The sequence below is a fragment of the Sanguibacter sp. Leaf3 genome (genome assembly GCF_001425965.1).
Taxonomy (GTDB): domain Bacteria; phylum Actinomycetota; class Actinomycetes; order Actinomycetales; family Cellulomonadaceae; genus Sanguibacter; species Sanguibacter inulinus.
In genome coordinates, this window is record NZ_LMRH01000003.1 from 127269 (window position 1) to 149015 (window position 21747).

Consider the following 21747-nt stretch of genomic DNA (forward strand, 5'->3'; position numbering starts at 1 on the left):
ACTAGGAGCACCACCAGCCGTGGCAGAACTCAACAACGCCGCCGATTCCGAGCCGTCGACCCACGTCCCCGGAACCGTCGACGGAGGGTACGGTGCCAGCGACATCACGGTCCTCGAAGGACTCGAGGCCGTGCGCAAGCGTCCCGGCATGTACATCGGCTCGACCGGAGAGCGTGGTCTGCACCACCTCGTCTACGAGGTGGTCGACAACTCTGTCGACGAGGCCCTCGCCGGCTACTGCGACCACATCGAGGTGACGCTGCTCGACGACGGCGGTGTCCGTGTCGTCGACAACGGCAGAGGCATCCCCGTCGACATCCACCCGACCGAGGGTCGCCCCACGGTCGAGGTCGTCATGACCATCCTGCACGCCGGCGGAAAGTTCGGCGGCGGCGGCTACGCGGTCTCGGGTGGTCTGCACGGTGTCGGCATCTCCGTCGTCAACGCGCTCTCGACCCGGGTCGAGACCGTCGTGCGACGCCAGGGCTTCACGTGGCACCAGTCCTTCGCCGACGGCGGCAAGCCTGTGGGCGAGCTCCGCAAGGGCGAGCCGACCGACGAGACCGGCACCACGCAGACCTTCTGGGCCGACGACAGCATCTTCGAGACCACGCGCTACGACTTCGAGACCCTGCGCGCGCGCTTCCAGCAGATGGCCTTCCTCAACAAGGGCCTGCAGATCACGCTGACCGACGAGCGCTCCGACGTCGCCGAGACCGACGACGAGGTCACCGGCGCCGACGAGGGCGAGGGCTCCGGCGCTCAGGCACGGACCGTGGTCTACAAGTACGACCGCGGTCTGCTCGACTACGTCGCCCACCTCAACTCGGCCAAGCGTGTGGAGATCGTCCACGAGGACATCATCGCCTTCGAGTCCGAGGACACCGAGCGTCGCATCTCGCTCGAGGTCGCGATGCAGTGGACCAACGCCTACTCCGAGTCGGTCCACACCTACGCGAACACCATCTCGACGACCGAGGGCGGGACGCACGAAGAGGGCTTCCGCGCCGCGATGACGTCCCTGATCAACCGCTACGCGCGGGCCAAGGGGATCATCAAGGAGAAGGACGACAACCTCACGGGAGACGACATCCGCGAGGGCCTCACGGCCGTCATCTCGATCAAGCTCGGCGAGCCGCAGTTCGAGGGCCAGACGAAGACCAAGCTCGGCAACACCGAGGCCAAGACCTTCGTCCAGTCCGTCGTCAACGAGCAGCTGGGCGACTGGCTCGACTCGCACCCGAACGAGGCCAAGGACATCATCCGCAAGGCGATCCAGGCCTCGCAGGCCCGTCTGGCCGCCCGCAAGGCGCGCGAGGCGACCCGCCGCAAGGGTCTGCTCGAGTCCGGTGGCATGCCGGGCAAGCTCCGCGACTGCCAGTCGAACAAGCCCGAGGAGTGCGAGGTCTACATCGTCGAGGGTGACTCGGCAGGCGGCTCCGCGGTCCGTGGGCGCAACCCCCGCACCCAGGCGATCCTGCCCATCCGAGGCAAGATCCTCAACGTCGAGCGCGCGCGCCTCGACAAGGCCCTGGGCAACCAGGAGGTCCAGGCGCTCATCACGGCCTTCGGGACCGGGATCGGCGAGGACTTCGACATCGCCAAGCTGAGGTACCACAAGATCGTGCTCATGGCCGACGCCGACGTCGACGGCCAGCACATCTGCACCCTGCTCCTGACGCTGCTGTTCCGCTACATGCGACCGCTCATCGAGCACGGCATGGTCTACCTCGCGCAGCCGCCGCTGTACCGCATCAAGTGGTCCAACGCCGAGCACGACTACGTGTACTCCGACCGTGAGCGCGACGAGTACATCGCCGCGGGCATCGCGAACGGCAAGCGGATCCCCAAGGACAACGGCATCCAGCGCTACAAGGGTCTCGGCGAGATGGACTACTCCGAGCTCTGGGACACCACGATGGACCCCGACCACCGCACGCTCCTGCAGGTCACGCTCGACGACGCGGCAGCAGCTGACGAGATCTTCTCCGTGCTCATGGGAGAAGACGTCGAGTCCCGCCGCAACTTCATCCAGCGCAACGCCAAGGACGTCAGGTTCCTGGACATCTAGCGGGTCGTGACCGGCTCAGCCGGTCGACGACGACGCAGCCCTGACGACCTGACACCGATACGGCGAACGTGCCGGACCGAGAACGAGGAACACCGTGACAGACGATCTGACACCTGAGCCCAGCACTCCCGAGATCCTCGGCGAGAACGGGCTCGCCATCGAGCACGGACGCATCCAGAGCGTCGACCTGCAGCTCGAGATGCAGCGCTCCTACCTGGACTACGCGATGAGCGTGATCGTCGGGCGTGCGCTGCCCGAGGTCCGTGACGGGCTCAAGCCCGTGCACCGCCGCGTGCTCTACGCGATGTACGACGGCGGGTACCGCCCCGACCGTGCGTTCTCCAAGTGCAGCCGCGTCGTCGGCGACGTCATGGGAAAGTTCCACCCCCACGGTGACAGCGCGATCTACGACGCTCTCGTGCGCCTCGTCCAGGACTGGTCGCTGCGCTACCCGCTCGTCGCCGGGCAGGGGAACTTCGGCTCCCCCGGCAACGACCCCGCGGCTGCCCCGCGGTACACCGAGTGCCGCATGGCCCCGATCGCCATGGAGATGGTCCGGGACATCGACAAGGACACCGTCGACTTCCAGGACAACTACGACGGCCGCACGCAGGAGCCGTCGATCCTCCCGTCGCGGTTCCCGAACCTGCTGGTCAACGGCTCGTCGGGCATCGCGGTCGGCATGGCCACCAACATCCCGCCGCACAACCTCCGTGAGGTCGCCGAGGGTGTCCAGTGGTACCTCGACCACCCCGACGCCTCGGCCGAAGAGGTCCTCGACGCGCTCATCCGCATCATCAAGGGCCCGGACTTCCCGACAGGCGCGACGATCCTCGGCCACCGCGGGATCGAGGACGCGTACCGCACGGGCCGCGGCTCGATCACGATGCGCGCGATCGTCAACGTCGAGGAGATCCAGAACCGGATCTGCCTCGTCGTCACCGAGCTCCCGTACCAGGTCAACCCCGACACCCTCGCGCTCAAGATCGCCGAGCTGGTCAAGGACGGCCGCGTCCAGGGGATCGCGGACATCCGCGACGAGACCTCGGGCCGCACGGGCCAGCGCCTGGTGATCGTGCTCAAGCGCGACGCCGTCGCCAAGGTCGTGCTCAACAACCTCTACAAGCACACGCAGCTGCAGGACAACTTCGGTGCCAACATGCTCGCGCTCGTCGACGGCGTGCCCCGCACGCTGAGCATCGACGCGTTCATCCGCCACTGGGTCGCCCACCAGCTCGAGGTCATCGTGCGTCGCACGGCCTTCCTGCTGCGCGAGGCCGAGTCGAAGATCCACATCTTCCGCGGGTACCTCAAGGCGCTCGACCGCCTCGACGACGTCATCGCGCTCATCCGCCGCTCCCCCGACGCCGACCGTGCGCGTCAGGGCCTCATCGAGATGCTCGACATCGACGAGATCCAGGCGACCGCGATCCTCAACATGCAGCTGCGCCGACTCGCCGCCCTGCAGCGCCAGGAGATCATCGACGAGCACGACAAGCTCGAGAAGGAGATCCTGGAGTACCAGGACATCCTCGCGAAGGAGTCGCGCCAGCGTCAGATCGTCTCCGACGAGATGAACGAGCTCGTCGCGAAGTACGGCGACGAGCGACGCACGACGATCCTCCCGCACGCCGGCGAGGTCTCGATGGAAGACCTCATCGCCGAGGAGGAGATGGTCGTCACCATCACCCGCGGCGGCTACGCCAAGCGGACGCGCAGCGACAACTACCGTGCGCAGAAGCGTGGCGGCAAGGGAGTGCGTGGCGCCCAGCTGCGCGAGGACGACATCGTCGACCACTTCTTCGTCACGACCACGCACCACTGGCTGCTCTTCTTCACCAACCTCGGCCGTGTCTACCGCGCCAAGGCCTACGAGCTGCCCGAGGGCGGCCGTGACGCGAAGGGCCAGCACGTCGCCAACCTCCTGGCCTTCCAGCCCGGGGAGAAGATCGCGCAGGTCCTCGACATGCGCGACTACGACGTCGCGGACTACCTCGTGCTCGCGACCCGCCGCGGGACCGTGAAGAAGACCCGGCTGTCCGAGTACGACTCGAACCGCAGCGGCGGTGTCATCGCGATCAACCTGCGCGAGGACGCCGACGGCCACCCTGACGAGCTCGTCTCGGCGCGCCTCGTCGACGCGACCGACGACCTCATCCTCGTCTCGCGCAAGGGCCAGTCGATCCGCTTCACGGCGAGCGACGAGGCCATGCGGCCCCTGGGACGTGCCACCTCGGGCGTCACCGGCATGAAGTTCCGCGAGGACGACGAGCTCCTCGCCATGGACGTCGTCCGTGAGGGTGCCCACCTCTTCGTGGTCACCGAGGGCGGGTTCGCCAAGCGCACGAGCGTCGACGAGTACCGTGTCCAGGGACGTGGCGGGCTCGGCATCAAGGTCGCCAACCTCGTCGAGGCGCGTGGAGATCTTGTGGGGGCTCTGGTGACGGACGAAGATGACGAGGTACTCGTCATCATGGAGCGTGGCAAGATCGTGCGATCTGCTGTGAACCAGGTGAACCTCACCGGGCGCACCACGCAGGGCGTGACCTTCGCCAAGCCCGACAAGAACGACCGCATCATCGCGGTCGCTCGCAACGTCGAGCGGAACCTGGGTGACGACATCGACTCAGAGGAGTCCGGTGAGGGGGCTGACGGGGACGCCGTGACGACGAGCGACGACCTGCAGCACCCTGGCGACGCAGTCGCCGCTCCGGATTCGACCACCGGATCCGAGGAGGACGCATGAGCGGCGAAGCCACAGGCAAGCCCACAGCAGCATCGGGGAAGCCCGCCCGGGGCGCCAGCGCCTCCACCCCGCCGGCTCCCCCGGCACCGTCGGTGAGCTCCCCGCCGCCGTCGGTCCCGCCGAAGAAGGCTGCCGGTACGCCGTCGCCCACCTCGGCAGCCGGCGCGACCAAGGTGTCAGGCTCGGGCGGATCGCAGGGAGCCAAGGCCACAGGCGCCCAGGCGGAGGCTGCGAAGACTGCACCCTCCACCCGTCCCGGCGGCACCCCGGCGGCCAAGGGTCCCAGCCCGATCGGGACAGTCACCGCCGCCACCCCGACCTCTACGGCACCCTCGGTGTCCGGTGCGCCGGCCTCCCAGGGCAGCAGCACGGCGCCCGCACGGCCGTCGGTCACGCAGGCTGACCCGAGCACGGGCACCACGCAGGCCTCACCGGCCGTGAAGAAGGCTGTGCCCGGGCCGCGACGTGTCCGTCTGGCCGTCGCTCGGATCGACCCGTGGTCCGCCATGAAGCTGTCGTTCCTGCTGTCGATCGCCCTCGGCATCATGATGATCGTGGCGACCATCGTGTTCTGGATGGTCCTCGACGGCATGTACGTCTTCACCGAGGTCGACAGGCTCGTCCAGGAGGTCCTCGGCGACGCAGCGGACGTCAACGTGCTCCAGTACGTCGAGTTCAAGCGCGTGGTGTCCCTGGCCACGATCATCGCGATCGTCGACATGGTGCTGCTCACAGCCCTCGCCACGATCGGGGCATTCCTGTACAACGTGGTCGCCTCGCTCGTCGGCGGTGTGCACCTCACGCTCATCGACGAGTAAGATCATCACGCGCTCGATCCCGCTCGGGACCGGTGCTGACGCTCAGTTTGAGCGTCACGCCGATCGTGGGGTAAGGTCAAGCGCTGCACAACGGAAGCCCTCGGGCTGCTGACGTGCGCACGGGCCTTTAGCTCAGGCGGTTAGAGCGCTTCGCTGATAACGAAGAGGTCGGAGGTTCAAGTCCTCCAAGGCCCACTGTCGGATCCCACTAGAGGGGGAACGTATGAAGAAGCTGTTGTTCACACTCGCTGTCGCGGGAATCGGGTACGCCGTCTGGCGTAGGTACACCGAGGACAACGCAGAGCGTGACCTCTGGTCAGAGGTCACGGACACGTTCAAGTAGTCCGGCACGCAGCGCACCTCAGGTGCGTGAGGGGCCATGGCGCAATTGGTAGCGCACCTGCTTTGCAAGCAGGGGGTTAGGGGTTCGAGTCCCCTTGGCTCCACAGGATGACACGAGAGGCCCCGCCACGGCGGGGCCTCTTGTTGTTGTCGGGACAGGCTCCGAGCGCCAGGGGATGACGCTACTGGTGCTCCGAGGAGATCGCCGCTCGCACCCTCTCTCGCAGAGCGGGATCGCAGACGTAGACGTACGTCCCCCTCATGCCACGGGTCAGCAGGACGTAGTAGGCGTTGCGGATGTACTCCAGCAGCTCGTGCTCGTCGCGGACCGACCGCACCTCGCGGTCGAAATGAGACTCTCGGACGGCGCGTACCCCGCCGTGGTCCTCGTCCCAGACGATGTCCGGGCCGATGATCACGCCGGCATAGTTGAGGTCGTAGCCCTGCACGGTGTGGACGCTGCCCACCTCGTCGATCGACCCCTCCGAGCTGATCCAGTCTGTGTCCGTCCGGTTCCAGCGCAGCTCCACCCCGTCTTCTGAGATGTCGTGAGGGGCGTCGACCGACACATCTCCCTTGCTGGTCCATCTCCACGCGTACCCGGCGACCAGCCGCGACAGCCCGACCTCTGACTCGCGCTCCAGGATCTGGGACTGCATGTCCGTCAGGTCGTCGAAGAACCGGAGGTCGTACGACGTCGGTACGCGTGCTGGGACGGGGGAGTCCGTCAGGAGCGCCCGTGCGAAGCCGAGATAGCCCTGCCCGGCCGAGACCCGCATCTGAGACTCCAGCTCGTAGAAGCGGTGATCGGCGGACGCACGGGCGACGAGACCGTCGATGACGGTCCGAGACACGTCGGCCGGCCGCACAGTCTGCTCACCGTCGACGAGGTAGATCTGGTGGGTGCTCTTCGCGGAGATCCAGTCCACTGCGGTCCGCCCCTCGGACATCTCCCCGAAGAGGTCCCGGTTCCGTTGTGAGAAGGCTCCTCGGGTCGGGCCTGCGCCACGGTGCGTCAGACGGTGAGCCTCGTCCACCACGAGGAGATCCCAAGTCCCGGGAGACGCCGCGACGGTGTAGGGGCTGAGGACCGTCACTCCCTTCAGACCAGGCGTCCGCCGGAAGACTGACGTGATGGTCTTCCGCAACGACTGCTGGGGGACCACGAAGCCGATCCGCAAGCCGTCGAGCAGCTCGCGGTTCCCGTCGAGGAAGAAGTCCGAGAACCGTCCGTCATCGCTCGGGTCGACCCCGCTACCAGCGTCCTGGATGTCACGGAGAAGCTTGAGCAGGAAGATGGCGACGACAGTCTTGCCAGTGCCCGGCCCTCCGCGGACGACGGACGCGCTCTCTCGCCCTTCCGTGAGGTCCTCGAGAAGACCCTCCACGATGCCGTCGACCGCGACGAGCTGCTCGTCGTTCAGCGCCTTGTACGGTGAGAGCTTGAAGAGGTTGAGGTTCTCGATCTCGTCGACGCTCCGCCGGAACATGCCCTCGGTCCTGAGCCTGTCGAAGACCTTGTCGAAGAGGGGCTGGTACCGCGTCGTGCGTTCGAAGTAGCCGGAGTCTTGCTGGCCGTCGTTCCGGTTGAGAGGCGCGTAGGCGCCGTCGGCGTGGAACAGAGCGATGAGGCGCGACTCGAGGTCGAGGCAGGCCGACTTGTTGAACTCCTCGTCGATGACGACCCGAACCTCGCGGAGCCCCGCCTTGGACGGGTGGTCGAGATGCTGGCGCAGCCGGTGACGTGCTCGCGTGGTCTCGCCGACGTAGACCTTCCGTGAGTCGGTGATCATGTAGACCACCGGCCAGTCGTGGTGCCGGCCGTCAGGTTCACGCCATCCCCGGACAGTGGCTGCGTCGAAGCTCAGCCGGGTCACACGCGGGCGCTCAGAGAGCGTCATATCGCGCGCTCCGTCCGCGGGACGTCTCGACCGGGTACTTCCGCCGGGTCTTCTCGAGCTTGTCGAGCACGATCTGCTGCGGGTCGAGCCCCAACCTGTCTGCGAGAGCGAGGCAGTAGGTGAGGACATCCGCGAGCTCGTCACGCACCGCTCCTGGGTCCGCCTCGGACGACCACTGGAAGCACTCGAGCAGCTCACCAGCCTCGATGGAGATGGACTTCGCGAGGTTCTCGGGAGTGTGGAACTGCTCCCAGTCGCGCTCGGCGAAGAACGCTCTCAGAGCATGGAGTGCCTCGTCGGGAGCCATGGCTCGCAGCGTACCAGCGGCTCCCGGCCGTCTCGCCGGCCGACTGTCCGCCGGCCCGGTTCGACGATCTCGGGAGCACGTACAACGAAGGCCACGGTCCCGAGGAACCGTGGCCTTCGTCGTACGTGCTGGGGTCGAGCTACTTCGTGTCGTCCTCGGTGGAGGTCGGGGCGACCTGACCGGCACGGTTGACCGCGTCGTCCTGGTCGGTCGACTCGGCGTCCTTGTCGGAGACCTTCGCCTCGACCTCGGTCGCGAGGGCGTCGCCGGCCTTCTTCGCAGAGTCGACGGCGTGCTCGCTGGCCTCGCCGAGGTCGTCTGCTGCGGACTTCGCGGTGCTCTTGGCACGCGAGGTGGTCTTCTTCGCGGTGGCCTTGGCCTCGGAGAGCTTGTCGGCGACCTTCTCGGAGAGGTCTTCGGCCTTGTCGGCGACCTTGCCCGAGACCTCGCGGGTCTTGGCGACAGCCGCGCCAGCAGCCTCGCCGACGGCCTCGGCCGCGTTGCCGACAGCACCCTCGACGTTGTCGACGGCGCTCGAGTCGACCTTCTCCCACGGCTCGGCCCACGGGTCGGTCGTCGGCTGCGCGCGGCGCCACAGGACGAGCGCCCCGCCGGCGGCGGCGACACCGGCGACGACCCACCAGCCCTTGCCGGACTTCTTCTGCTTCTTCTTGGCGTGCTTCTCGACGGAGTGCACGGCGTCGGAGAGCTTGATCGGCGCCTTCGCCGAGGCAGCCTTGATCGAGTCGGCCACGTGGGTCGCACCCGAGGACGCCTTGGAGGCCACGGTGCTCGCCCCGCCGCTCGTGACGTCGGCGGCGTTCTTGGCAGCCTCGTTGAGCGCGGCGACGATCTTGGGGAAGACCTCGTCGACGAGCTTGTCGTGGGCGCTGTCGATCACGGGGGAGGCCTTCTCGGCAGCCTTCTCGACGCGGGGGGCAGCGGCCTTGACCGACTCGTTCCACGCCTGCTCGATGCGCGGGGTGACCCACTCGACGAAGGCCTCGACCTTGGGGGTTCCCCAGTCCTTGGCCTGCAGTGCAGCCTCTCGGGCCTGACCGGCGACGACGCCAGCCTTCTCGCCGGCCTGGTGCGCACCGTCAGCGAGGACGGAGGCGAGGTCGGCGGCCTGGTCCTTGATCTTGTCGGTGTCGATCTTGTCGCTCGCGCTGCGTGCCGAGTCCTTGATTCCGTCCAACATTCAAAGCTCCCTGAGAGTAGTGGGCATGCACCTGAGTCCACTCTGCCACCTCACGGGCCTGCGCGCAGAGGGGTCAGACGTGACCATCCTGTGCTGGTCCTGCCCCGGACCGCCTGGTCGTGGGACAATGGCGGCATGTTCGCAACCCTCCACACCACTGCTGGTGACATCCGTATCGAGCTGTTCCCCAACCACACGCCGAAGACGGTCGAGAACTTCACGGGTCTGGCGACCGGGTCGAAGACCTGGACCGACCCCAAGACGGGCGCCGAGAGCAACGAGCCCTTCTACGACGGCCTGATCTTCCACCGCGTCATCCCGGGCTTCATGATCCAGGGCGGGTGCCCGCTCGGCACCGGCACCGGAGACCCGGGCTACAAGTTCGACGACGAGATCCACCCGGAGCTGTCGTTCAACAAGCCGTACCTCCTCGCGATGGCCAACGCCGGCACGCGCCGCAACGCCATCACCGGCCAGCCCGAGGGCACCAACGGCTCGCAGTTCTTCGTCTCGGTCGAGGCCACCCCGTGGCTCAACGGCAAGCACACCATCTTCGGTGAGGTGGCCGACGACTCGAGCCGCGCCGTCGTCGACGCGATCGCCTCCGCAGCGACGCGCCCCGGCGACCGCCCGGTCGAGGACATCACCATCACGTCCGTCACGATCGAGGACTGAGCGGCACACCGCCGCTGACCTGCGACGCATGAGCACTCCGAGCACGCCGCCCGGGGCGGCCGACCAGACCGTCCCCACCTGTCCCCGCCACCCTGACCGCGTCAGCTACGTGCGCTGTCAGCGGTGCGGACGGCCCGCGTGCCCGGAGTGCTCTGTCCAGGCCTCTGTCGGCGTCCAGTGCGTCGACTGCGTCCGCGAGGCGCAGCGCACCGCCCCCGTGCACCGCACGGCCCTCGGAGCACCGCTGCGCACAGGACGCCCCGTCGTCACCTACACGATCATCGCGCTCTGCCTGATCAGCTACGTGCTGCAGCTCAGCGTCGACGGCTGGACGGGCCGTCTGGCCTTCTCGCCGTTCACCGGCGAGCTCGAGCCGTGGCGCTTCGTCACCGCGGCGTTCTTGCACTCGACCCAGATCTTCCACGTCGCGCTCAACATGTACGCGCTGTGGATCGTCGGCCCCTACCTCGAGAACCTGCTCGGTCGGGCCCGCTTCATCTCTCTCTACCTGCTCTCGGCTATAGGCGGCCACGTCGCGGTCGTGCTGCTCGCGGACCCCCTGTCCGCGTCGTGGTTCACCGGGACCGTGGGCGCGTCGGGCGCCGTCTTCGGGCTCTTCGGGGCGATCTTCGTCGTCATGCGGCGGATGGGCCAGGAGGCCCGCGGCATGCTGGTGATCATCGGGCTCAACCTCGTGGTCGGCTTCGTCGTCCCGAACATCTCGTGGCAGGGGCACCTGGGCGGGCTCGTCACCGGCGCAGTCCTGGGTGCCGCCTACGCCTTCGCGCCTCGTGAGCGACGGACCCTCGTGAGCATCGTGGCGACCGTCGCGGTCGCCGTCCTGCTCGTCGGAGCAGTCCTGCTGCGTTATTCACAGGTGTAGACCCCGCTGTCCACAGCTGTGGGGACAGCGCACCGGAACTCGCAGGATCGTGCGGGAACTACACACCTGTAAGTTATCCACACCTGTGGACAGGCCTGTGCATGATGGTTCCTCGGGAGCCACGCACCCGTCCTCCCACGAGGTGGAGGCAGACCGACCACCCGGATACGCAGAAGGCCCCCGCCCAGCCGACGCGCCAAGGGCACGGCGGCAGGACGAGGGCCTGCGTGCTCAGACCGGACGACCCGGTCCAGCAGCTACTTCCAGCGGGTCGACAGCCCGAAGCCACCGAGCAGGATCGCGAAGCCGACGAGGATGTTCCAGCGCCCGATCGGCGGGATCGGCAGCTGTGCGCCACCAGACGTCAGGTAGAAGATGACGACCCAGAGGATCCCGACGACGAACATGGTCACCATGGTCGGGACGAGCCACGCCGGGTTGCCCACGCGCTCCTGCTTGACCTTGGGTGTGGAAGCCTGCTCAGACGATGTCTTCGCGGCCTTCTTGCGGCGCTTCGATTCAGGCACTGGAGCCGGCTCCTGTCGATGGGTCGACGACGTATTCTCGACTAGCGTAGTGGCACACAGCCCCCGCACCGCCCACAGTGGACAGCAAGGACCATGGCACCTCAGTCGCACGGCACCCGGACCCCGCTCAGAGCCACGCTCTCGGCGACCTTCGTGCTGATCCTGGCCGGTCTGCTGTTCACCGCGAACGCGCGTCTGTCCGGCGGGGAGGAGAACCGGCAGCCTGAGAACTTCGCCGAGCTGGTCCGCCAGGAGGTCGACCGCGGCGACGACCTCCTCACGGAGGTCGAAGGTCTGCGGTCTGCCGTCGACACGCTCTCAGAAGGCCTCGCGACCGAGGTCCCGGCGCTCGAACCAGCCCTCGACGTGAGCTCTGGCATCGAGGCCGGCATGACCGCCGTCACCGGAGCGGGACTGCGTGTGCAGCTCGAGGACGCGCCGACCAACCGCCCGCAGCCGCCCGAGATCGTTCCTGACGACCTGGTCGTCCACCAGCAGGACCTCGAAGGGGTCATCAACGCCCTCTGGGCGGGTGGCGCGGAGGCGATGACTCTCCAGGGCGAGCGTGTGACAGCCCTGACGGCCTTCAGGTGCGTCGGGAACGTGCTGTCGCTCCACGGCCGTGTCTACTCGCCTCCGTACGTGGTCGAGGCCGTGGGGGACCCGCAGAGGCTCCAGGCGGCGCTCGACGCCTCTGAGCCCCTCAGCATCTACAGGGAGTACGTCGCGGCAGTCGGTCTGGGGTACTCGGTCGAGACCCGAGACACCATCGACGCCCCCGCCTACACCGGGGTCCTCACCCTCGAGCACGCCTCCGTGCCGGCCGGGACGGACGTCTACAGGTGACTCTGCCCGACCGTCGGTCTGGCCCGACGCCGCTGCCGTCCACGACGTAGGCTCGTCCTCTGCGCGAAGCACCGACAGGCACGCACCGCGCACCCCCACCACGGCATCACCAGCGGGAGAACCGACATGACCCGAATCCTCGTCGTCGACAACTACGACTCCTTCGTCTACACGATCGTCGGCTACCTGCAGCAGCTCGGGGCCGAGACAGTGGTCGTGCGCAACGACGCCGTGCCTCCCCTCGACGAGCGGGGCTCCTTCGACGGCGTGCTGGTCTCGCCGGGACCAGGCACCCCGGCCGATGCCGGGCAGAGCCTCCAGGTGATCCGTGACTGCGCGAGCACAGGTACACCGATGCTCGGCGTCTGCCTCGGGCACCAGGCCCTCGGTGAGGCCTTCGGAGCGACGGTCACCCATGCGCCCGAGCTCATGCACGGCAAGACGAGCGTCGTCGAGCACCGTGACGGGGGAGTGCTGGCAGGCCTGCCGCACCCCTTCACCGCGACGCGCTACCACTCCCTCGCCGTCGTCACCGGCACTGTGCCTGACGAGCTCGAGGTCACCGCGGAGGTCGACGGCGCGCACGGCACGATCATCATGGGCCTGGCCCACCGCGAGCTGCCGCTGCACGGCGTCCAGTTCCACCCGGAGTCGGTGCTCACCGAGGGTGGCCACAGGCTGCTCGCGAACTGGCTCGAGATCTGCGGGTCGACGGACGCCGTCGAGCGCGCTGAGGGGCTCGCGCCGCTCCTGCACCGCTGAGCCTCGGTGCCGGGCTGACCAGTCCACCCGGCATCTCTCCGCACGACGGAGGCCGCATCTCTCGTGGCGCTCCCGACGACGAAGGCCGCCCCCCAGCGGGGAGCGGCCTTCGGCGTGCCAGCAGTGCGGGGACGGTCGTCAGGCGTTGCCCTTGCCCGGCTTCCCGTCGTTGTTGCCGTTGTTGGCACCTGCGGATGCGTCGTCCGACGGGTCGTCGCTCGGGTCGGCCGAGGGCTCGGGCTCGAAGGTCAGCACGACCACAGAACCGGGCTCGACCTCGGTCCCGCCGGCCGGGTTGCTCGAGACCACACGACCCGTCGGGCTGGGGAGCGTCCCAGGAGCGAGCTGCACGCCGAGTCCAGCGTCACCGAGCGCCTTCTGGGCGTCTGCGAAGGTCATGCCGACGAGGTTGGCAGGCACCGTGGCGACCGGGATCGCCTCGGCGATCGCGACCTCGACATTCCGTCCCTGGTTCACAGAACCGGCGTTGGGCACCTGCGACACGACCCGACCGGCCTCGACGTCGTTGGTGGGGGTGTTGGTGAAGCTGCCCGTGAGACCGAGGTCGCTCAGGGTCTGGGCGGCCTCAGCCTGCGTCATCCCGGTGAGGTCCGGCAGGTCGACCTGACCGGAGGCGACGTAGAGCTTGACCTCGTCCCCCTTCTTCGCGCCTGTCCCCGCGACGGGCTCGGTACGGGTGACAGAGTCGCGGGCGATCTTCGGGCTCGGCTCAGACTCGATGCCGACAGCCACGACAAGTCCTGCAGACTCGATGGCGGCTGTCGCCTGCGCCTGGGTGAAGCCCGTGACGTCGGGGACCGTGGCGTCCTCAGGGCCCGTCGACGTCCAGACCTGGACGGCTGTGGTGACCGGTACCGAGGTACCCACCGCAGGGTCGCTGCGGATGAACAGCCCTGGTGCGACGTCGTTGTTCACCTCTTCGAAGAACTCTGGCGGCTCTGTGAAACCCGCGTCGGTGAGCGTCGCCGTGATCTGCTCGCGCGACATGTCGGTGAGGACAGGCACGTTGGCCTGGTCGACAGGGGGAGTCGAGTCGCGGTCGAGGAGCAGCATGGCCGCGATGGCTGCGACAGCCAGCACGGCGATGACGACGAGGGTCCAGAGCAGCGCGCGGTGCTTGGGCTTCTCCTCGTCCTCCTCCGTCGCGAGGTCGGCGAGCGGGTCGGCCGTCGCGACGGGAGCGAAGGCTGGCGCGACCTTGGTCGCGTCGTCGGTCACCGAGCTGAAGATCTCCGTCGCGCCCTCGGCCGGTCCTGTCGCAGCGGATGCTGCGACGACGGCGCCGAGAGATCCGGCAGCCAGCGCGCCGCCGCGGATGGCGGCCTCGAGGTCAGAGCGGAACTCCGCCGCGCTGCCGTAGCGGGCAGTCCGCTCCTTGGCCAGGGCCTTGAGCGTCACGCGGTCGAGGGTCTCGGGGACGTCGGAGGCGATGCTGCTCGGGCTGACCGGAGCCTCACGGACGTGCTGGTACGCGACGGACACGGGGGAGTCGCCGGTGAACGGCGGGCGCCCGGTGAGGAGCTCGAAGAGCAGGCAGCCCGTCGAGTAGAGGTCGCTGCGTGCGTCGACGCTCTCACCGCGAGCCTGCTCGGGGGAGAGGTACTGCGCGGTCCCGATGACGGCCTGCGTCTGCGTCATGGTCGCGGCGGAGTCGGCGAGGGCTCGGGCGATGCCGAAGTCCATCACCTTGATCGCGCCCGTGGGCGTGAGCATGACGTTCGCGGGCTTGATGTCGCGGTGGACGATCCCGGCGTGGTGGGAGTACTCGAGGGCCGAGAGGACGCCCGAGGTGATCTCGACGGCCTCCTCGATCGGCACGGCGTTGCCGTCCTGGAGGATGTCGCGGACCGTGTGGCCCTCGACGTACTCCATGACGATGAAGGGCACGTGCGAGACGGCACCGCTCGGCTCGGTGAAGGTGTCCTCACCGGTGTCGTAGACGGCGACGATCGCCGGGTGGTTCAGCGCGGCAGCGGACTGCGCCTCGCGGCGGAACCTCGCCTGGAAGGACGGGTCGCGCGCGAGGTCGGAGCGCAGGATCTTGATCGCCACGGTCCGCCCGAGACGGTTGTCGTGACCGATGTGGACCTCGGCCATACCACCGCGGCCGATGAGCTCACCGACCTCGTAACGGCCCGCAAGGGTGCGGGGTGCCTCGTCAACCACTACGTGTCCTTAGGTGTCGTTGGGGATGCTGCGCCGTGGCTCTGCGAGCCCTGCGCTTCGACGATCATGGCATCTGGGCCGGTCCAGCCGGTCGATTCTACCGAGATCGTTCCTGAGAGGTGACCAGACCCTGGTGCCTCACCAGAGGCTGAGGAGTCGAGCAGCGCCTTGGCCAGCGTCGCCGTGAGGACGACGACGAGGACGAGGACCAGCGCGAGCGTCGGCCAGCCGACCGACCTGATGGTGTCCAGGAGACCTGCGACTCCGCTCCGTCGTGCCCCGCCGCGACGGCGAGAGGAGGATGCCTGGCGACCAGTCGCGGGGCGGGTCGTCGAGCTGCGGGCTGGCGCGCTCCGGTTCGCAGAGCTGCGTGTGGTGGATCGCGGGGATCGCGCCGTCGACGACCCCGGTGCGCGCGGGGTACCCGCGACCGGCGTCGTGCGCGACCGCGCGGTCGTCCCCGGCGGTGGCACGCGCCGTCGGACAGATCCCGTCGGCTCCGAGGCAGACGTCGCCGAGATGCCGGCAAGTCTGCCGTCGGACGAGCCCGGTCGGTCCGACGGGCTCGTGCGGCTCGCGGGCTTCACGGCGTCCCAGGTGGGTGCGACAGGTTCCCACTGCTGGGTCTGCTGGGCGTCCTGGTGCGGAGCAGGGGGCGGAGGGACGTCGCGCACGCGGGACGTCTCAGAGCGGGTCGGGGCCGCCGGAGCGGTGGTGCTGACCGGTGCTGCAGGCGGTGTCGGCTCGGCGTGGCGCGACCGGGGAGCTGCGGCAGGTGAGGCTGAGGGTTCGCTCGTGCCGGGCTCGGCCTGGGACGGTGCAGGCGGGACCGGCGGCACCGCTGGCGCGGAGCGCGTCTCGGTCCGTGCCTCGTCCTGGACGTCCGGTCGGTCGGTCGGCGGCAGCATCCGGCGTCCGACAGGAGCCTGCTCAGCACGCTCGTGCGGAGCGTCTGGGGAGACCGGCGCGGCCGGGGCCTCTGGCTCGTGGACGACCGGCAGCGGCACCGCGGCAGCGGAGGGGGTGCTCTCGGCTGCGGCCGGAGCGGTTGCGGGCACCCCAGCCGTCGGAGGTGCCTCACGGCGGACCACGGGCGCGGCAGGCTCACGGCGCCGCCGGCCGTTGCCCCAGGGGTCGGCGGCGATCTCGTCGGCGAGCAGGTCGAAGGTGCGCGCCAGGATCGCCCCGCTGCGCGGCCTGTCGAGCGGGTCCTTGGCGAGCATGCGCATGACGAGGTCTGCGAGCCCCGAGTGCACCGTCGACGGCAGCGGGGGCACTGCCTCGTTGACCTGCGCGACAGCGATGTCCACGGGCGTGGCTCCCGTGAAGGGCCGGTTCCCGACGATCGACTCGTAGGCCACGATCCCGAGCGCGTAGATGTCGGACGCACCCGTCGCGGCCTTGCCGATCGCCTGCTCGGGTGACAGGTACTGAGCCGTGCCCATGACCATGCCGGCGGCCGTCATGGGGATCTGGTTCGACGCGAGGGAGACCCCGAAGTCGGTGATCTTCACCTCGCCCGAGCGTTCCAGCAAGATGTTGCCGGGCTTCACGTCGCGGTGGACCACCCCGGCGACGTGGGCAGCATGCAGCGCCCGAGCCGTCTGCGACAAGATCGACAGCAGGCGGAGGACGGGCAGCACAGGCTCGCGCTCGAGGAGGTCGGACATGGGCTCGCCGTGGACGAGCTCCATGACGAGGTACCCCGAGCCCTGCTGCTCGCCGTAGTCGTACAGCTGGGCGATGTTGGAGTGCGACAGGGCCGCGCTGTTGCGGGCCTCGGTCCGCAGGCGGTCGAGGAAGTCGGAGTTGCCCGCGAACTCTTCGCGCAGCACCTTGACCGCGACGTCGCGCGCGAGCGACTCGTCGTGGGCGACCCACACCTCGCCCATGCCGCCGACGGCGATCTGCCGGACGAGGCGGTACCTGCCGCCGAGCGCCATCTGCGCCTCGGGCTTCATCGGTTGATCACCGCTTCCATGACTGCTCGGGCGATAGGGGCCGCGACACGGCCACCGGTCGCCTCGTTGCCGGCGTCTCCGCCGTTCTCGACGATCACCGCGACGGCCACCTGCGGGTCGTCGGCCGGCGCGAAGGAGGTGAACCACGCGTGGGGCGCAGCGTCGGCCGTGGTCTCGGCCGTGCCGGACTTCCCAGCGACCTGCACGCCCGAGATCTGCGCGGAGGTCCCGGTGCCGTCCTGGACGACACCGATCATCATGTCGCGCAGGGTGTCGGCGGTCTCGCGGGAGATCGGCGTGCCGATCTCCTCGGGGTCGGTCTCGACCGCGACCGTGAGGTCGGGCGTCCGCACACGGTCGATCATGTACGGCTGCATGAGGGTGCCGCCGTTGGCGATCGCGGCAGAGATCATCGCGACCTGCATCGGGGTCACCTTCACGTCGTACTGGCCGATCGCGGAGAGAGCGGTCTTCGCGGAGTCGATGGTCGCCCCGTCGACCTCGAGCGGGAACTGGCTGCTCGTCACCTGGAGCGGGATCGACATCCGCGAGTCGAAGCCGAAGGCCTTGGCCTGCTCGTCGAGGGCCTCGGGACCCAGGTCGATCCCGAGCTGCGCGAAGGCTGTGTTGCACGAGGTGCGCAGCGCGTCGGCGAGGGTCGTGGTGCCCGTGGGGGAGCAGGACTCGCCGCCGAAGTTGTTGAGGACGCTGCTCGACTGCGGCAGCTGGAGCTGGTCGGGCGCAGGGATCTGCTGGTCCGGGGTGACGGCACCGCCCTCGAGGGCAGCTGCGGCCGTGACGAGCTTGAAGGTCGAGCCGGGCGGGTAGGTGCGGCCGGCGATCGCCCGGTTGTCGAGGGGGCGTGCGCTGTCGTCGGCCAGGGCCTGGAAGGCGGCGCTCGCGTCGGCGGACGAGTGCGAGGCGACGAGGTTGGGGTCGAAGGCGGGCTTCGAGACCATCGCGAGGACGGCACCGGTCTTCGGGTCGAGCGCCACGACGGCGCCGCGCTGGTCGCCGAGGGCGTCCCACGCGGCCTGCTGCACCACGGGGTCGATGGTGAGCTCGACCGACGAGCCCTGCGGCGTCCCGCCGGAGATCAGGTTGCGGAACCTGTCCCACCACAGCGAGTCGGAGGTGCCGACGAGGTACTCGTTGGCGGCCCGCTCCATGCCTGTCGACTGGAACCTGAACGAGTAGTAGCCCGTGACGGCCGAGTACAGCTCGGGCTCGGCGTACACGCGCTGGTACATGAAGGCGTCGTCGACGGGGACCGACTCGGCGATCGTCTGGCCGCCGGCGATGATCGGCCCGCGCTGGATGCTCAGGTCTTGGTAGAGCGATCGGGAGTTGCGGCCGTCGGCGTTGAGCGTCGGTGCCTGGGCGACCTGGATCCACGTCGAGGCGACCATGAGCACGAGGAACAGGGCGAGGGCGACGACGGCGACGCGCCGGATGGGGACGTTCATCGGGGAGGCTCCGGCACGATCTGGGTCTGGTCGTCGTCCCCGGGGCGGACGATCTGGGTGTCGTCGTCACGGGAGACGGCGGCGGCCTGCGAGGTCGTCGAGCCGTGCGCCCCCGAGGTGTCCCGCGAGGCCGCAGCACGTGCGGGCTCGGGGGTCGGCTTCGGCTCGGCTCGGGGCGCACCGCGCAGGGGCAGGGGTGTCGGACGTCGCGAGTTGTCGCTGATCCGCACGAGCAGGGCCACGATCAGCCAGTTCGCGAGGAGCGACGACCCGCCGTAGGCCAAGAAGGGCATGGTCAGGCCCGTGAGCGGGATGACGCGGGTGATCCCGCCGATGACGACGAAGCACTGCCACGCGACGACGAAGGCGAGACCGCTCGCGAGCAGCTTGCCGAAGCCGTCACGGGTGCCGATCGCGATGCGCATGCCGCGCTGCACGAGCAGCGTGTACATCGCGAGGATGGCGAGCACGCCGGTGAGGCCCAGCTCCTCACCGAGGGCCGCGAAGATGAAGTCGGACGAGGCGTACGGCACGATGTCTGGTCGCCCCGCGCCCCACCCGGTCCCCATGAGACCGCCGTTGGCCATGCCGAAGAGTCCCTGGACGATCTGGTACGACCCGCCGAAGTCCCGGTCGTAGATGTCCGCGTCGAAGGCGTTGAGCCACGCGTCGAAGCGTCCTGCGACGTGAGGGAGCGAGGAGGCCGCAGCGGCTGCACCGACGCCGACGAGCACGAGACCGATGAGGACCCAGCTGACACGTTCTGTCGCGATGTAGATCATCGCGACGAAGAGGCCGAAGAAGAGCAGCGAGGTACCGAGGTCCTTCTCGAAGACGAGCACGAGGATCGACACGAGCCACACGACGATGATCGGACCGAGGTCGCGCGAGCGTGGCAGCTGGAGGCCGAAGACCTTCTTGCCCGCGAGCGTCAGCGTGTCCCGGTTGGACACCAGGTACCCCGCGAAGAACACGGCGAAGGCGATCTTGGCGAACTCTGCGGGCTGGAGGGTGAAGGGCCCCAGGCCCACCCACACGCGTGAGCCGTTGATCTGCTTGCCGATCCCCGGGATCAGCGGCAGCAGGATGAGGACCAGGCCGACGACCATGGCCGTGTAGGTGTTGCGGCGCAGCGTGCGGTGGTCCTTGAGGACGAAGAGCAGCGCGACAGCGCCGCCGACACCCACGGCGGTCCAGCCGAGCTGGCGCGTCGCGAGCTCGCTCGTGGCTCCCTTGAGCTGCTGCCCGAGGTCCAGCCTGTGGATCATGGCGAGGCCGAGGCCGTTGAGCGCGACGGCGATCGGCACGAGGGTCGGGTCTGCGTAGGGGGCACGCCAGCGGACGACGAGGTGCAGGGCGAGGCTCAGGCCCGTCATGCCGAGCATGAGCATGTAGAAGTTCGCCGGGAGGGTCCCCTCCATGACGAGGCTGACGATCGCGTAGGCGCTGATGCCGATCGCGAGGGCGAGGACGAGCAGGCCGAACTCGCTGGCTCGACCGCTGCGGACCCGACCAGGTTCGACCGTGGCCATCAGGAGGTGCCACCCGCGGTCGTCGGACCGTCCGGCGCGGCGTCGGCGGCAGCTGTCGTGGCGCCGTCCGTGGGAGTCGGGGTCTCGCCGGTCCCCTCGGTGGCCGGTTCGTCGGTCGCTGCACCCTCGGGGGCGAGGTCCGCGACGCGCTGCCGGGCGTCGTCGAGCGACTTCGCTCGGATCGTGCGCTCGAGCTGGTTGATCTCGAACCTGTCGAGGTCGGAGGCGACCACGTCGGAGGTCTCGTAGACCTCCGAGAGCTCGAGCGGGCCGATCGACTGGGAGATGCCCTGGAAGATGGTGACCTTGCCGTCGGCGAGGCCGACGTAGTACTGCGTCTGCGTCCAGCGGTAGCCGAAGAACGCACCGGTGCCGACGATCGCGAGCAGCACGACGAGGGAGACGAGGGTCCAGGCCCACCGGCCCCGGCCGGTCTCTTCCTCGAGCTCGGTCGACGAGATGCCGGTCCCGCGCTTGGCCTCGGCCTTCGCGGCCTTGGCGTCGGCGCGCTCGTGGGCTCGTGCTGCCTTCTTCTCGGAGCGGCTGAGCGCCCCGGGTGTCGCCGTCGCGACCTCGACGGTCTCGTCCGGCTCGGAGACGGCCGCGTCGGGTGCAGCCGGCGACTGCTGGGACGACTCGGCGAGGGCGCCGACGGTCGCGCGCGCCTCGGCGAGCAGGGCTGCCGCCCGGGCAGCAGGACCGTCGACGGCTGTCGTCGGTGCGTCGCGGGTGATCGCGACTGATCCGACCACCTGCACGCCGGAGTCGGGCGCTGCGCCGTCCGGGAGGTCGTCGAGGTCGAGCACGTCGGCGACGATGCAGGTGATGTTGTCCGACCCGCCGGCACGCAGCGCGAGCTGGACGAGCCGCTCGGCGCAGGCGGTCACGTCGGTGTTCTCGACCATGGTGCGCTCGATCGTCTCGAGGCTGACCATGCCGCTCAACCCGTCAGAGCACAGCAGCCAGCGGTCGCCCGGGTGCGCCTCGCGGACGGAGAGGTCGGGGCTGAGGTCGAGGTCGAAGTCGCCGAGGACCCGCATGACGACAGAGCGCTGCGGGTGGTGCTCGGCCTCCTCGGCGGTGATCTTGCCGGTGTCGACGAGGTGCTGGACGAAGGTGTGGTCCTTGGTCACCTGGCTCAGCTGGCCGCCGCGGAGCAGATAGCCCCGGGAGTCGCCCATGTGGGCCATCGCCAGCTTGTTGCCCGAGCGCAGCAGGGCGGTCACCGTCGTGCCCATGCCGGAGAGCTCGGAGTCTTCGCGAGCCCTGCGGACGAGCTCGAGCCGTGCGGTCTCGATGGCCTCGCCGAGGCGCTCGAGGATCTCTGAGGACCCGAAGGCCTCACCGTCGAGGGGAGCCAGGGAGGCGACCGCGAGAGACGACGCGATGTCTCCGCCCGCGTGCCCACCCATGCCGTCGGCTACGAGCAGCAGGTGCGGGCCGGCGTAGGCAGAGTCCTGGTTGTTGGACCTGACGAGTCCGACGTCGGACAGCGCGGCGTAGCGCAAGGCGATGGTCATGG

Annotated in this window: 17 protein-coding genes and 2 tRNA genes; 10 read left to right on the top strand and 9 right to left on the bottom strand. The window is 68.9% G+C overall.

Going from position 1 to position 21747, the window contains the following annotated elements:
• Positions 1 to 19: 19 nt before the first annotated feature.
• From gyrB to ASG53_RS13975, 6 genes are all read left to right on the top strand, one after another.
• On the top strand, positions 20 to 2071 hold the full coding sequence (gene gyrB / locus ASG53_RS13955; RefSeq protein ID WP_056134627.1) for a DNA topoisomerase (ATP-hydrolyzing) subunit B: 2052 nt from the start codon (positions 20 to 22) through the stop codon (positions 2069 to 2071).
• 94 nt (positions 2072 to 2165) lie between these two features.
• Positions 2166 to 4817 (top strand): DNA gyrase subunit A, encoded by a 2652-nt coding sequence (gene gyrA / locus ASG53_RS13960; RefSeq protein ID WP_056134630.1) that lies wholly within the window; start codon positions 2166 to 2168, stop codon positions 4815 to 4817.
• On the top strand, positions 4814 to 5635 hold the full coding sequence (locus ASG53_RS19560; RefSeq protein WP_082544080.1) for a DUF3566 domain-containing protein: 822 nt from the start codon (positions 4814 to 4816) through the stop codon (positions 5633 to 5635). Before gyrA ends, ASG53_RS19560 begins: the two co-directional genes overlap by 4 nt.
• Before the next feature lie 121 nt (positions 5636 to 5756).
• Positions 5757 to 5830, top strand: a tRNA-Ile gene (locus ASG53_RS13970).
• Between the two features lie 28 nt (positions 5831 to 5858).
• Positions 5859 to 5978 (top strand): DLW-39 family protein, encoded by a 120-nt coding sequence (locus tag ASG53_RS20385; RefSeq protein ID WP_235533947.1) that lies wholly within the window; start codon positions 5859 to 5861, stop codon positions 5976 to 5978.
• Positions 5979 to 6008: 30 nt separating this feature from the next.
• A tRNA-Ala gene (locus ASG53_RS13975) sits at positions 6009 to 6081 on the top strand.
• Between the two features lie 78 nt (positions 6082 to 6159).
• Here the strand turns inward: ASG53_RS13975 and ASG53_RS13980 are convergent.
• The 3 genes from ASG53_RS13980 to ASG53_RS13990 form a co-directional block, all read right to left on the bottom strand.
• The gene (locus ASG53_RS13980) at positions 6160 to 7878 is read right to left on the bottom strand and encodes a DUF2075 domain-containing protein (RefSeq protein ID WP_082544081.1); all 1719 of its coding nucleotides are present in this window, start codon (positions 7876 to 7878) and stop codon (positions 6160 to 6162) included.
• Complete coding sequence (locus ASG53_RS13985) at positions 7865 to 8185, bottom strand: nucleotide pyrophosphohydrolase (RefSeq protein WP_056134632.1); 321 nt, start codon at positions 8183 to 8185, stop codon at positions 7865 to 7867. The genes ASG53_RS13980 and ASG53_RS13985 overlap by 14 nt, the downstream gene beginning before the upstream one ends.
• A 139-nt stretch (positions 8186 to 8324) precedes the next feature.
• Complete coding sequence (locus ASG53_RS13990; protein WP_056134635.1) at positions 8325 to 9386, bottom strand: hypothetical protein; 1062 nt, start codon at positions 9384 to 9386, stop codon at positions 8325 to 8327.
• 135 nt (positions 9387 to 9521) lie between these two features.
• Between ASG53_RS13990 and ASG53_RS13995 the strand changes: the two genes are divergently transcribed.
• Both ASG53_RS13995 and ASG53_RS14000 read left to right on the top strand, forming a co-directional pair.
• Positions 9522 to 10061 carry a peptidylprolyl isomerase gene (locus ASG53_RS13995; protein ID WP_056136313.1) on the top strand — a complete coding sequence of 180 codons (540 nt, stop codon included), beginning with the start codon at positions 9522 to 9524 and terminating at the stop codon, positions 10059 to 10061.
• A gap of 28 nt (positions 10062 to 10089) precedes the next feature.
• A complete protein-coding gene (locus ASG53_RS14000; protein WP_056134638.1) occupies positions 10090 to 10944 on the top strand; it encodes a rhomboid family intramembrane serine protease in 855 nt (284 codons plus the stop codon).
• 257 nt (positions 10945 to 11201) lie between these two features.
• Here the strand turns inward: ASG53_RS14000 and ASG53_RS14005 are convergent, their stop codons facing one another.
• A complete protein-coding gene (locus tag ASG53_RS14005) occupies positions 11202 to 11471 on the bottom strand; it encodes a cell division protein CrgA (RefSeq protein WP_056134640.1) in 270 nt (89 codons plus the stop codon).
• Positions 11472 to 11564: 93 nt separating this feature from the next.
• On the opposite strand from ASG53_RS14005, the gene ASG53_RS14010 reads away from it, so the two are divergent.
• Together ASG53_RS14010 and ASG53_RS14015 are read left to right on the top strand one after the other, a co-directional pair.
• Positions 11565 to 12317, top strand: a complete 753-nt coding sequence (locus tag ASG53_RS14010) for a DUF881 domain-containing protein (RefSeq protein WP_056134643.1) — start codon at positions 11565 to 11567, stop codon at positions 12315 to 12317.
• 126 nt (positions 12318 to 12443) lie between these two features.
• On the top strand, positions 12444 to 13079 hold the full coding sequence (locus tag ASG53_RS14015; RefSeq protein ID WP_056134646.1) for an aminodeoxychorismate/anthranilate synthase component II: 636 nt from the start codon (positions 12444 to 12446) through the stop codon (positions 13077 to 13079).
• A 138-nt stretch (positions 13080 to 13217) separates the two neighbouring features.
• Here the strand turns inward: ASG53_RS14015 and pknB are convergent, their stop codons facing one another.
• Genes pknB through ASG53_RS14040 form a run of 5 tightly spaced genes read right to left on the bottom strand, consistent with a single transcriptional unit; the run spans position 13218 to position 21745 of the window.
• The gene (gene pknB, locus ASG53_RS14020) at positions 13218 to 15266 is read right to left on the bottom strand and encodes a Stk1 family PASTA domain-containing Ser/Thr kinase (RefSeq protein WP_056134648.1); all 2049 of its coding nucleotides are present in this window, start codon (positions 15264 to 15266) and stop codon (positions 13218 to 13220) included.
• Positions 15266 to 17227, bottom strand: coding sequence for a serine/threonine protein kinase (locus tag ASG53_RS20155; RefSeq protein ID WP_082544082.1), 1962 nt, complete (start codon positions 17225 to 17227; stop codon positions 15266 to 15268). Before ASG53_RS20155 ends, pknB begins: the two co-directional genes overlap by 1 nt.
• Positions 17224 to 18693, bottom strand: coding sequence for a peptidoglycan D,D-transpeptidase FtsI family protein (locus ASG53_RS14030; protein ID WP_056134652.1), 1470 nt, complete (start codon positions 18691 to 18693; stop codon positions 17224 to 17226). Before ASG53_RS14030 ends, ASG53_RS20155 begins: the two co-directional genes overlap by 4 nt.
• Complete coding sequence (locus ASG53_RS14035; RefSeq protein WP_056134655.1) at positions 18690 to 20225, bottom strand: FtsW/RodA/SpoVE family cell cycle protein; 1536 nt, start codon at positions 20223 to 20225, stop codon at positions 18690 to 18692. The genes ASG53_RS14030 and ASG53_RS14035 overlap by 4 nt, the downstream gene beginning before the upstream one ends.
• Positions 20225 to 21745: a Stp1/IreP family PP2C-type Ser/Thr phosphatase gene (locus ASG53_RS14040; protein ID WP_056134658.1), complete on the bottom strand. Its 1521-nt coding sequence runs from the start codon at positions 21743 to 21745 to the stop codon at positions 20225 to 20227. Before ASG53_RS14040 ends, ASG53_RS14035 begins: the two co-directional genes overlap by 1 nt.
• Between the last annotated feature and the right edge of the window lie 2 nt (positions 21746 to 21747).